This is a genomic window from Roseovarius sp. (assembly GCF_030373445.1).
GTDB lineage: Bacteria > Pseudomonadota > Alphaproteobacteria > Rhodobacterales > Rhodobacteraceae > Roseovarius.
In genome coordinates this window covers 57,695-69,922 of sequence record NZ_JAUCYU010000006.1, presented here as the reverse complement: position 1 = coordinate 69,922, position 12,228 = coordinate 57,695, and the positions used below count along the sequence as shown (strand labels likewise).

Annotated in this window: 8 protein-coding genes; 4 read left to right on the top strand and 4 right to left on the bottom strand. The window is 68.4% G+C overall.

The window, feature by feature from the left end:
• Window positions 1-70 precede the first annotated feature (70 nt).
• The 4 genes from QUV18_RS12260 to QUV18_RS12245 all read right to left on the bottom strand — a co-directional run bounded on the left by QUV18_RS12260 (window position 71) and on the right by QUV18_RS12245 (window position 8,256).
• A complete protein-coding gene (locus QUV18_RS12260; protein WP_300894220.1) occupies window positions 71-3,115 on the bottom strand; it encodes a caspase family protein in 3,045 nt (1,014 codons plus the stop codon).
• A 248-nt stretch (window positions 3,116-3,363) separates the two neighbouring features.
• On the bottom strand, window positions 3,364-4,005 hold the full coding sequence (locus tag QUV18_RS12255) for a VOC family protein (protein ID WP_300894219.1): 642 nt from the start codon (window positions 4,003-4,005) through the stop codon (window positions 3,364-3,366).
• A complete protein-coding gene (locus tag QUV18_RS12250; protein ID WP_300894218.1) occupies window positions 4,002-7,694 on the bottom strand; it encodes an AAA family ATPase in 3,693 nt (1,230 codons plus the stop codon). The genes QUV18_RS12255 and QUV18_RS12250 overlap by 4 nt, the downstream gene beginning before the upstream one ends.
• Window positions 7,695-7,707: 13 nt before the next feature.
• Window positions 7,708-8,256, bottom strand: coding sequence for a GNAT family N-acetyltransferase (locus tag QUV18_RS12245; RefSeq protein ID WP_300894217.1), 549 nt, complete (start codon window positions 8,254-8,256; stop codon window positions 7,708-7,710).
• Window positions 8,257-8,588: 332 nt separating this feature from the next.
• On the opposite strand from QUV18_RS12245, the gene QUV18_RS12240 reads away from it, so the two are divergent.
• The 4 genes from QUV18_RS12240 (at window position 8,589) to QUV18_RS12225 (ending at window position 12,217) form a co-directional block, all read left to right on the top strand.
• On the top strand, window positions 8,589-9,542 hold the full coding sequence (locus tag QUV18_RS12240) for a homocysteine S-methyltransferase family protein (RefSeq protein ID WP_300894216.1): 954 nt from the start codon (window positions 8,589-8,591) through the stop codon (window positions 9,540-9,542).
• A 133-nt stretch (window positions 9,543-9,675) separates the two neighbouring features.
• Complete coding sequence (locus tag QUV18_RS12235; RefSeq protein ID WP_300894215.1) at window positions 9,676-10,791, top strand: hypothetical protein; 1,116 nt, start codon at window positions 9,676-9,678, stop codon at window positions 10,789-10,791.
• A gap of 126 nt (window positions 10,792-10,917) precedes the next feature.
• The gene (locus QUV18_RS12230) at window positions 10,918-11,550 is read left to right on the top strand and encodes a GNAT family N-acetyltransferase (RefSeq protein ID WP_300894214.1); all 633 of its coding nucleotides are present in this window, start codon (window positions 10,918-10,920) and stop codon (window positions 11,548-11,550) included.
• Between the two features lie 22 nt (window positions 11,551-11,572).
• Window positions 11,573-12,217: a GNAT family N-acetyltransferase gene (locus QUV18_RS12225; RefSeq protein WP_300894213.1), complete on the top strand. Its 645-nt coding sequence runs from the start codon at window positions 11,573-11,575 to the stop codon at window positions 12,215-12,217.
• Window positions 12,218-12,228: the final 11 nt, after the last annotated feature.

Sequence of the window (12,228 nt, the reverse complement as noted above, 5' to 3'; positions counted from 1 at the left end):
GGGTTTTCCGGTCATGCGGCGAAAAGGCTGCGGAAATTGGCCGAAACCCGCCTGCCGGGCCGGGGGTCATTTACCGGTCGAGGGTATCCAGCCGCTGCCGAAGGGCATCGACGATGGGTTCGTCGGACTGGGCCAGAACGCCCAGTTCCTTCATTTCGTCGGCGGCCTTGAGGGCCAGCCGAAGTGTCTGCTCGGCGTCGCCGCCGGCGTCGGATACGCCCTTGTAGGCAACCAGTTGATCGCGTTGCCAGCGGGCGTTCAACGGGTCGGCCTCGACGAGGCGGCGGGCGATGGCCAGGCTTTCGGAATAGGCGGTCAGGGCGGCGTCGGTGGCGCCTGCCGCCAGGTGGGCCGCGCCGATCTTGCGCAGCGTGACGGCGGTAAAGCGCTGGGTCGCAAGGTCGTCGGGGGCGGCGTCGCGGGCCTTGCTCATCCGGGCGAGGCTCGACTGGTATTGGGTGAGCGCCGCGCCGGGGTTGCCGGCGGCGAGATGGGCGTCGCCGAGGTTCTCCTCGGTGATCGCCACCACGCGGCGCCAGCGGGTGTTTTCGGGGTCCTGTTCGAGCAGGACCGACATGACGGAGAGTTCGCGGCCATAGGCGGCAACCGCGTCGTCATGGGCGGCCATGCGCATGTAGGCATTGCCGATCAGTTCGTGGCTGATGCCCAGGACGAAGCGCCAGTCGCCGTTTTGCGGGTCGGTCGCGACCAGTTTCTCGCGGAGGGTCAGGCTGTTGCGGTAGAGGTCGAGCGCCGCGTCGGTGTCGCCCTTGTCCATCAGGACGCCGGCGAGGTGATCCTGCGTGAAAGAGAGGAAGCGGTTCAGTTCCATGTCGGTCGGGCTGGCATCGCGCAACGGGGTCATCCGGTCGAGGCTTTGCCGGTAGTAGGCCATCGCCGCGTCGAGATCGCCCCGGTCATGGGCCAGCCGCCCGAGCCGTTCATCGGCGACCGACAGGTCGCGGAGCCAGCGGACGTTGGTAGGGTCCGAGGCGGAGAGGCGGGTGACGATGGCGTGCTTGGCCTCGTAGGCGGCGGTGGCCGCGGGCATGTCACCCATGCGGGTCAGGATATCGCCGAGGCGTTCGTGGCCGATGCCGAGGATGTATTGCCAGTCGGCATTGGCGGGGTCGGTGGCGGCAAGGGTGGAGCGCAGGGCGAGGCTGTCTTCGAATTTCCGGCGCGCCTCGGGCAGCCTGTTCTGGAGAGCGTAGACATCGCCCAGCCGGTCGAGCGTGATGGAGGTGAAGCGCTTGAGTTCGTGATCCTCGGGGTGGGCGTCGCGGATCGGGATCATGCGGTCGAGGCTGGCCCGGTAGTGTGCAAAGGCGCCGTCGAGATCGCCGCGTTCGAGAAGGATGTCGCCAAGCCGTTCGTCGCTGATCGAGAGGTCCCGCTGCCAGCGGTAGCCCTTTGGCTGCGCCGCCACCATGCGGGTGCCGAGGCGGTGCTTGTCGAGGAAATAGGTCTCGGCTGCGGCGAGGTCGCCCTGCCGCTGGTGGATGCGGCCGAGGCGTTCGTAGCTGTTGCTGAGGGCGAACCTGATGTCCTCGTCGTCCGGGTTGTCGGCGGCCATCGCCTCGCGCACGGCGTGCCCGGCGCGGTAGTGGTCGAAGGCGTCGGCGACGCGGCCCTGTTCGAGCAGCACGTCGCCGAGATTGTCGCGGGACAGGGCGAGGGTGAGCTGGAGGTCGGCGTTGTCGGGATGGCGGGCGCTGGCGTTCTGCGACAGGGCGAGTTGCTGTTCGAAAGCTCTGGCGGCGTCAGGCAGGTTGCCGATGGTGATGTTGATGCGGCCGAGGGCGCCGAGGGCGGCAAGCTGTTGCTGGCGGGCGTCGGGCGGGAGCAGGTCGTCGTCGAGTTCGGCGAAGAGGGCGAGGGCCTTTTCGTAGTCGTACATTGCCAGTTGGTAGCGGAGTTCGGCTTGAGCCGCGCCGCCGTTAAGGTAATGGGTCGCGGCCTCGGAGAGGGTGCGCTCGAGGAGGTTGGCCTTGAGGGTCTCGCGCGAGCTGGCGTCGATCTCGGCCGCCTCGGTCAGCTTGGCGCGGGCGGTTTCGAAGGCGCCGAGGGCAAGCTGTTCCTCGGCCTGTTGCCGCAGGTCGGTGACCCGGTCGTCGCCGGCGCGCAGGCGGCGCAGCTCGTCGCGGACCTGGGCGAAGGCGCTGGCCGCCTCGGTCAGCTTGTCGCTGCGCTGCTGGCGGTCGAGACCGGCGAGGTCGGAGCCGATGAGCGCGCCATAAAGGGGGGCAAGCGGCACGTCGGCGTCGAGGGCGACACGCTCGACATCCTGCCGGACGGTGTCGTCGATCTCGGCCATGGCAAGGAGCAGGCGTTCGCGTTCCGGCAACTCGCCCGGCGTGGCGCTGACGAAGTAGAGGCCCGGGAGGCCGCTTTCGACGTAAGGCAGCTGGGTGCCGCGGGTGCGGTCGTAGACGTCCTGCTGGACAAGCGTAAGGGCGGTGCGCAGTTCCAGCCCGCTAGTGCCGAGATGGCGGACGAGGGCGGCGGCGAAGGGGGAATTGTCGCCTTCGCCGTCAAGCGCGCCCTGCCCGGGGGCGGCGGCGAAGGCATAGACCAGCCTGTCGGCCCGCCCGATGCGACCGAGGCCGGGGCTGATCGCGGCCTCGAGGCTGAAGGCGCCGCGGGTGGCGTCGGCGAGGGGTACGCCGAAGGCATCGGTGCGGCAGGCGTCAATCAGCAATAGCCCGGCGCGGGCCTCGGACACGGCGGCGACCACGTCGGCGAGCGGCAGGGCCGTGGCCTTGAGTTCTTCGACGTCACCGGCGGCGGCGTCGCGGGCAAAGAGCAAGTTCTCGCCCGCGACTTCCATGCCGTGCCCGGCGAAGTAGACGACCGCGAGGTCGGCGTCGCGCGCATCCTCGGCGAATTGCTCCAGCGCCCGGCTCAGGCGGGCGAGGTCGCGGTCGGTGACCATGTCGACCTGAAAGCCCAGATCATAAAGGGTTTCGTCCATCGATCGGGCGTCGTTTCGGGGGTTCTTGAGCGGGCGGAGCGCGTCGTATTCGCCGACGCCGATGACCAGAGCGATGCGGGTCTCGGCAAGGGATGCCGAGCTCCAGATCACCAGTACGATGGCGGCCACCAATACGCGCACGCAGGTCTCCCGGGCCCAAGGTTCGGGTCGGAGTATCCGCTGTTTGACCCTTTGTCGCAAGGCGCACAGCGGGGAGATGAAGCGATTGTGAGGTTTCGTTTGCGGGCGGCGCGAGGGGGAGGCCGGGGCTTCCGGTAGGGGCGTTTGGCCCGGCAATTACAACGTCGGTATTACGTCGGTATCTTGTCGGTATCACGTCGGTGCGGTTGTCGGCGGGTGGCTGGCGGCCCCGGGGGGCCATGTCCCGCCTAGCAAATGTCGTCGAGATGCATAGGCTGCCCGCCCGATAGCCGCGTGATCTCGAGGCTCAACGACCATCGCGGCGCGGTCTCGACTGAAAGCATGGTGTGCCGGACCAGCTCGGCAATGGCCGGCCCGGGCCGGTAGCCGGGCGGGTGGCGCAGGATGATCCGCTCGACCCGGCCCAGCCCGGCGCTTCGCTGCAGCGCTCCGGCGCGGCCGTCCGTCCATTCGGAAGGGGGCCTGTCGCCGGGAGAACGGAACACGAAGGGAGCCGTCGGGTCATCGCTTTCGGTCGCGACGGCAATGGAGGTGCCGGCGGGGAGGAAGGGCGGCTCATAGTGCCAGGTGTCGACGTCCATCGTTCCGTCCGCCTCGTTGCGCCAGGCGATGCCGATAGGGCAGACAGAGGCGTCGCCGGAGCCTCGCCGTATCAGCGCCGTGCGGGCCACGTGCGGATGCTGTTCCGCCGTGGCATCTTCGACCCGGAGGAGCTCGAGATAGGTGTTCTCGAAGCAGTAGCAGACATTCGCGGTTCCCTGGCCGGGATGGTCCCGACGGAAAGAGGGTACAAGCCCCTCCATGTCCAGCCGCCGCTGCAACGCGGCGGGGTCGCGGGGGAACACGAAGACGTGGTCTATCTGCGTCATCCGTCCATTCCGAGCGCGTCGATGAGGTCGCCGATCCGGGCATGGGCGGGCAGTTGCGCGGTCGTGTAACCCTCCTCTGCCTGGATGGCATCTGCCGCTTTCGTCGCGGCGGCGGCCCCGTCGTCATCGTGGCCCTCGAGGCGGGCCGCCATTTCGCGGAGCAGCTTGATGCGGATGATCGGCATGTCCGCCGACTCGGCGTCCTGCAGAACTTTTCGAAGTTGTCGGACCGAGCCCTTGTCCTCGTCCCGGACCGCGCAGGCCACCGCGGCCCTGGCCTTGATCTGGGCGATCTGAAGCAGCGTCGCATCCGCGCGGGCCAGGAAAGCCTGCAACTCTTCCAGGCCTTCCTGGAACGCGCCGGATGCCAGCTTGAGTTCTGCCAGGTCCGCCTCGGCCCATGCGACATAGGCGGGCGTGTCGGCGCGCAGCCCGATCTCCCGCGCGGCGGCATAGGCCTGCATGGCGGCCCCGGGCGCGTCGGAGAACACGCAGATATCGGCGAGCCCCCGCATGGCGATATAGCGATCCACCGGCCTGTTCGTCTCTGCCGCCGTTTCGGCTGCACCCTTTATGTCACGCCAAGCCGCTGCGCCGTCTCCCAGCGCCGCGTGGGCGCGTCCGGTGTGGAACTTCAGCATGACGTACCGCGTCACCAGAAGACCGTCCTGCACGTGCCGGCGCTGATCCCAGGCCGTTTCGTGGGGGCGGATCGCCTGAAGGGCGGCGCGCATCCGGCCATGCAGCGCGTAGGTCTGGCACCGGGCGAGGACGGCCTCGGCGACGAGTTGGGCGTCTCCCATGCGGGAGGCCGCGGCTTCCGCTTTCCCGGCATATTCCAGGCCGAGCTGCGGCTGGCCATCGTCGGTGTGAATGTAGGCGCGGTGGATACAGACCTCGGCCAGTTTCCGGTCGTCGCCGAGCTGCGTTGCGATGGCTTCGGCCCTTTTCAGGCCGTCCACGGTGCGTGTCTTCTGGCCCAGAGGCCACAGCAGCGCCCGCCGCCAGGACAGGATGCCGGCTTCCTCGCGCAGGAGCCGGTCGCTTGGGGGAAGCTGTTCGATGGCCTGCAGGGCAAGGTCGGTCATGCGGTTCGCAAGCGCGTAGGCGGATCGCGTGGCCGCGTCTTTCGCGGCCCGCATCGCCAGGTCGAGCGCGCGGTCCGGCAGGTTGCCCCGAAGGGCATGCCCCGCGAGAACGGTGTCATCCAGCCCGGACGTCTGCCCCAGCTCGTCGCGCAGGCGAACCACGCCCGCGTGAAGCGCCGTGCGCCGGCTGGCCGGTATGCCCTGGTAGGCGGCGTCCAGCACGAGGGCGTGCTTGAAGGCGTAGGAGCGCTGCGGGAAGGTTCGTATGCGGTAGAGCAGGTCGGCATCGGCGAGGGTCGACAGGGCGTTTTCGTAGGCATCGGGGCGGAGGCCGCCGAGGGGTGCCAGCAGATCGTCCGTCGGGGCGGCGCCGAGTATCGCCGCGGCCTCGAGGGTCTGGCGAGCCGCGGCGGGCAGCGCGTCGATGCGGTAGGAGAGGATGCCGCGCAGGGCAATCGGTATCCCGGAGCCGGCCGGAAGAGAGGATTGCGGGGCCGCGTCGAACAGGTCCGGCGCCGCCGTGGCGGCCCGGGAGAGTTCCTCGAGAAACAGCGGCACGCCATCGCCGCGTTCGAGGATCGCGGTGCGGACGTTGCCGGGCAAGGGCGACCCTTCCAGGAGCGCCTCGGCTTCGCGACGGTCGAGGGGGCGCAGGGGCAGGCTTCGGACGGTTTCGTGCCCCAGCCAGCTTTCGGCCTTGCCGGGCCGTCGGGTGACGATCACCATCGGGCCCTCTGCCCCCAGCGACAGGACCAGGCGCTCGACCAGGAACTGCGCATCGTCGTCTGCCCAGTGCGTATCCTCGATCAGAAGCACGCTTCTCCGGTCGCAGCGCGCCGCGATGATCGTCAGGAGGGCATCGGCAAGGGATTGGAGCCTGCGGTTGCGCGACAGGTCGAGCCATGCCTGCTCGGGGCCGGCGAGCCCCAGCAGTCCGGCGATGGCCGGCTGAAGCGTTTCGGCGATCCCCGGGTCGCCCAGCCGTTCGCGCAGAATGTCCGGCAGTGCCGTGGCCGACGGCTCCGATTCCATGCGCAGGAGGGCACGGGCCATGTCGCGGAAGCAGGCGATGCCGCCGCCCGCCTCGCCGCGCCCGAACTGGACGCGCATCAGCGTTGCAGGCTCGTACTGCCTGATGAACTCGTGGGCGAGGCGCGACTTGCCGATCCCGGCTTCGCCCATGATGGCCACGACGCGCGGGCCGTGATGGTCCGCGACCTCGGCCAGCGCCGAGAGTTCGCGCGCCCGCCCGCCGAACCGGCTGAGCCCGCGGGCCACGCGGATATCGAAACCGCTGCGCGCGGAGGTTTCGCGTTCGAGGCGCCAGGAGGGTGCGCCGTCGGGGCCCGGGGCCGGCGCGACATCGGAAAAGACGAACGCCCCCCGGCAGGCGGCCTCGACCACCGGGGCGACGCGGACCTCGCCGGGCCGGGCCATGTCGGCGAGGGACTGCGCCACGTGCGCGAGCGGGTAGGTCGCCGATTGCGGGCCGACCAGCCCGGTGCCGGCGTTGATGCCGACGGCGCAGTCCTGCCGGGCGATCTCGAAACCGGCGAGCGCGGCGGAGAGGGCGGGGCTTTCGTCGGGGCGATGTGCGCCGAAGACGGCCGAGAGCTGGTGCCCGGCCCGGCCGATGATCTCTCCGCCCTCGCGCGCGACCGCGACCTCGATGTCGCGAATGGCCTTCTGGCTTCCGGCCTCGGCGTTTTCCGGATCGGGGTCGCGGAGGGCCGCGCGCAGCCGCTCGGAGCGGAGGTGGATCACCGCGAGGTTGCGCAAGTGGGTGATGAAAGGGCTGTCGGGCGGGGGCGGCGTTGGTGTCGCGCCCGCCTCCGGTTCGGCAGGGGCCGTGTCGTCCGGGCGGGCCTGCGGCGTGCGGGGGGTGTCCGGCTCCTTTTCGCGCGCGGCGCGGATGGTCTGGTAGAGGGCGGCGGTCTGGTCTTCCACGGAAACGGAAAGGTCGTCGCGGATCTTCTGGCTGACCTGGCGAAAGGCGGCAAGGGCCGCGTTGCGGCGGCCTTGGCGCCAGAGCGCGGTCATCAGGTCCCGCAGCGCCGCCTCGTCGTAGGGTTCCACGGCAAGGCGGGCCCGCGCATGACCTTCCAGGTCGATGAAACGCCGCTCTGTCAGCGCCGTCGCCGCCGCGGCCTCGTGCCAGTCGCACAGGCGGCGTCGCAGCTCGGCGCGGGCGGTGTCGAGCAGGTCCTCGATCTCGGGCTCGAAGCCGGAAAGCCCGTCGAGGGGAAGGCCGCTCGGGATGTCGGCCGCCGGGGCATCTTCGGCGTCGAGCGCATCCGTGTCGAGGACAACCGCGTCGCGCCGGAGCTTGACCCAGCCCGTGGTGGTCTCGATCGCGCGGGAATGATCGGTGCCGAGCGCCCCGCGGAGGCGGAACAGCGCCTGCCGGAGCGACGCCCGCGCCTGTGCGTCTTCCTGCTCGGGCCAGAGCAGCGCGGCGAGGTGGGACCGGCTGAACGCCTTCTCCGGCGAGAGTGCGAGAAGCGCCAGGATCAGTTCGACGCGGCGTGTCGGCATCCGGACGGGCACGTCGTGGATGCGGGCTTCGAACACGCCGAAAAGGTTGATCCTGAGCTCTTGCATGAGCGGATGCATATCACGCGGAGGGCGCTGGCTGAATCGGGTCACTGAGCCGGGCCATGATCAGCGCGTCGCGATAGGCGCCGTCGACGACGACGAACCGTCGCAGGCGCCCCTCGACCTCGAAGCCGAAACGTTCGTAGAGCCGGATGGCGGCATCGTTGCCGTCCCAGACATAGAGTTGCAGGCGCGTCAGCTGCAGCCAGCGGTCGGACAGGTCGACCATGGCTTCCAGCAGCGCGGGGCCCACGCCACGACCGCGGAACTTCGGGTGGGTCGCGATCATGTCGATCTCGGCCCCGTGGCGCTGGCGGGGCCTGTCGGGCCATGTCTCGAGCTCGCCGTATCCGGCGACCGCGCCATCGATCTCGGCGACGAGCTTCACCTTATGGGGATCGTCGGCAATGCGCGCGGCGACCTGGGTGTCGGCGTGGAACGGCAGGCGCTGGGTTCCGAGATTCACGTGGTGGGCGTTGAGAATTTCCAGAACGGCGTCGAGGTCGCTTGCACGCACATGCCGAATTTTCGGCGCCTCGCCGCTGCCGGGTGTGTGTTCATTTGCCATGACCGAACCTTCTAGCTGGGGCAAAACCGCTGCATCGCGCCGATGTATTGGCGCCTGCGCGTGAACCGGTAAAGCGTTTATTTCCCGCTGCCAGCCGTTTTGACGCTCTTGTAACGCTACGCAAACGCGCCGCGTGACAGGCAGGGGCGAAAGAGGGGTCGTCAACAAACAGAGAGACGATCCATGCGATTCCTTTTCAATCTGTTCCGGCACAGGAACAAAGTCATCCTGCCATTCAGCCCGCACCTGAGACGCGACATCGGGCTGTCCGAAATCGACCGATCCGACTGGCTGATCGGCCGTCAGATCTCTTCGGTGCGGGGGTGGTTGTAATGCTTGCCCTTCATCGCAATCGCCTGCCGCAGGCCGACGGCACGCCGCTGCTCACCGATTCCGGCCTCGAGACGACGCTTATCTTCCTCGATGGGCTGGACCTGCCGTGTTTCGCCTCCTACCCGCTGCTCGACACCGTCGAGGGGCGCCGGACGCTGCGCGCCTATTTCGAACGGCACCTTGCCATCGCGGCCGATCATAACAGTGGTTTCCTGCTGGAATCGCCGACCTGGCGGGCCAGCCGGGACTGGGGGGCGGAACTGGGCCACGGGCCGGCCGACCTCGAACGGCTGAACAAGGCTGCCATCGCGCTGCTGGCCGAGATCCGGCGCGACGCGGGGGCCGTGGCGCCGATCGTCATCTCGGGCAATATCGGCCCGCGCGGCGACGGCTACCAGCCCGACACCGCGATGTCGGCGGACGAGGCCCAGGCCTTTCATGCCGAACAGATCGGGTGGTTCGCCGAGACCGCGGCCGACCTCGTGACCGCGGTCACGATCTGCACCGTGAACGAGGGCGTCGGGATCATCCGCGCGGCAGCGGCCGCCGAGATGCCGGTGGTTCTGTCCTACACGACCGAAACCGACGGCCGGTTGCCCGACGGCACCCCGCTGGGCGAAGCGTTCGAGCAGACCGACATGATGACCGCCGGGGCCGCCGCCTATTACATGATCAACTGCGCCCATCCCGATCACTTCCGGGCCGCACTCGAGACCGATGCGGCCTGGCTCAAGCGGGTCTGGGGCGTGCGCGCCAATGCCTCGCGGCTCAGCCATGCCGAGCTCGACGAGGCCGAGGAGCTTGATGCCGGCAACCCGGCCGAACTTGGGCGCGACTATGCCCAGCTCAAGCGCGTGCTGCCCAACCTGCGGGTCTACGGTGGCTGCTGCGGCACCGATCATCGCCACATCGAAGCGATGGCCGATTGCTGCTTCCAGCATCAGAACGCCTGACCGACGCGCCCTCCGGGGGAGCAGGGGCGCCGGCCCGAAAGGGTAACGCCCCCGTCTTCCCCCGTCGGGGCCGTTAATCCCATCCACCTTCGATCAAGAGACATACACCATGAAACATACCCTATTAACGACCGTGGCGCTTGCCTTCATGCCTTGCGCCAGCCTTGCCGACGAGGTCTTTACCGAGGACGTGATCATCGACAGCAACCTGCTCTGTGTCGGTACCGCCTGCACCGACGGGGAAGACTCCATCCCGTCCGCGCGCGCCGGCCTCAAGGTAAAGGATATCAACGGCGCCATTCGCTTCGAGGACACGACGGTTGCCGACGACTTCCCCAAGCGCAGCTGGCAGCTTTCGGCCAATGAAGAGGGATCCCAGGGCCAGGAGGCGTTTTTCCTGACCGACCTCACGGACGGGGAGATTCCGTTTTGGGTTTCGGGCGGGGCGCCGACCAATTCCCTCTATATCCGGGACAACGGTTTCATCGGCGTGAGAACGTCCATTCCCCAAGCGGATCTGCATATCGTGAACGGCTACTCCGGGGCCGCCCGGATTCGGCTGGAAGAGACAGTCGGAGACCGGGGGCGCTGGGATCTGGTCGCGGGGAGCAGTGCCTTTGGCGTGATCAACGGAGACACCAGTCAAACGCCCTTCCGGATCCAGTACCAGGCGCCCAGCAGGTTGCTCGAGCTTGCGGCGAACGGCAACGTGGGGATCGGCACGAACACCCCGCAGGCACCGCTCGAGGTCAGCGATGACGAGACGTTCAGCTTCTTCCGCATCACCGCCACGGACGCGCCCATCAACCAGTCTGCCGACGTCGTCTTTACCGAAGGCCCGCTTCGCACCGGTGAGCTCCGTTACAATATCGTCGACGGCGACGGGCCGGAAATGCGCCTGAACGCCGATGGCGACATGGTGCTGAGCGGGGCATTGACAACGGCCGGGCCGACCTGTGCCGCGGGCTGCGATGCCGTGTTCGAACCGGATTACGACAGGTTGTCGATCGCCGAGCACGCGTCGGAGATGTGGGCCAAGGGATACCTGCCCGCGGTGGGCCCCACCATGCCCGGCGCGCCGCTGGACGTCGCGGAGAAGCTGGGCGCCGTGCTGAACGAACTGGAGCATGCGCATATCTACATCGAGCAAGTGCACGAGGATCTCGTCGACCAACGGGCGCGTATCGACCGGCAGGACAGGCTGATCTCCTCGCTTCTGCAGCGGTTGGCGAATGTCGAGCAAATGTAAGGCCCGCGCGCCGGCCCGTTCTTTCGTCCAACGGAAGGACGGGCCACCGATCCAGGCCTTGAGCACGCCCCGGCCACCGGGGCGGGGCCATCCCGATCAGACCACAATTCGACAAAGGACAGACCCATGACCACTTATGCCGAACCTCTCGAACGGGGGCCGGGTGCGGCGGGCGAAACCCGCTCGGTCCCGAACCACGACGCGATCCTCGGCACGCTGACCGCGGCGTTCGAGACCGATCCGCCCGTGCGGTGGATGTATCCGGACCGGGCCGACTATTTGGCGCATTTCCCGGCTTTCGCAACGGCCTTCGCCGGCCGGGCCATTTCCGATGACACGCTCGTCACAGTCGAGGGCGGGGTCGCGCTGTGGATCGCGCCGGGGGCGGAGCCCGACGAGGCCGCGCTCGTGGCCGCCGTCGAGCGCTCCATTCCCGAACAGCGCCAGGCGGAGGTTTTCGCCGTGTTCGAGGCGATGGGAGACGTTCACCCGCGGGAGCCGCACTGGTACCTGCCGATGATCGGGGTTCGGCCCGACCGGCAGGGCAGGGGCCTGGGCAGTGCGATGCTGTGGCCCGTTCTGGCGCGGTGCGATGCGGAGGGTATCCCCGCCTATCTCGAGGCGACGACACAACGCAATCGGGATCTCTATGCCCGTCACGGGTTCCGACAGACCGCAACGATCGAGGTCGCGGGCTGCCCGACGCTTTACGCGATGCTGCGACAGCCGGCGCGGGTTGCGGCGAAAGATTCCGTTTGAACACCATCATGGAGGTGGAACCGTGACCTGCCAGGACACATTCGATATTCGATGGGCACGGCCCGTCGACGCCGCCGAGATCGCGCGGCTCTTCCTGATGTCGTCGGATGGGCTGGCGGCCTATATCTGGAGCCGGCACGCGCGGGAGGGCGAACCGGTCGAAGCGGTCGGCGCGGCCCGTTATGCCCGGACCGGGACGGCGTTTTCCTACGAGAACTGCCTGCTGGCGACACGGGGCGACGAGGTGCTGGGGATGATCCACGCCTTCGAGATGCCGGAACCGGACAGCGAGGCCGCGTCGCCCGACAGAGTGCTGGCGCCCTATGCGGAGCTCGAGGATCCGGGGTCGCTTTATATCTCGGGGCTGGCGGTGCACGCGCCTTTCCGTGAGCATGGCATCGGCGGCACGCTCCTCGATTACGTGGAGGCGCTGGCTCTCACCCGCGCGCTGCCGCGGCTGTCGCTGATCTGTTTCGAGCAGAACGTTCCGGCGCGGGACTTCTACCTTCGCCGCGGCTTCGCGGTCGCAGACCGCCGTCCGATCGTTCCCCATCCCTGCCTTCACTACACGAAGGGGGACGCGCTGTTGATGGTGCGGCCCCTGATGGACGCAGCGGACACGCCCGAAATCCGCCTTCCTGAAACCGCCGTTCAGCATGCAGGCTGAGCGGACCGAAT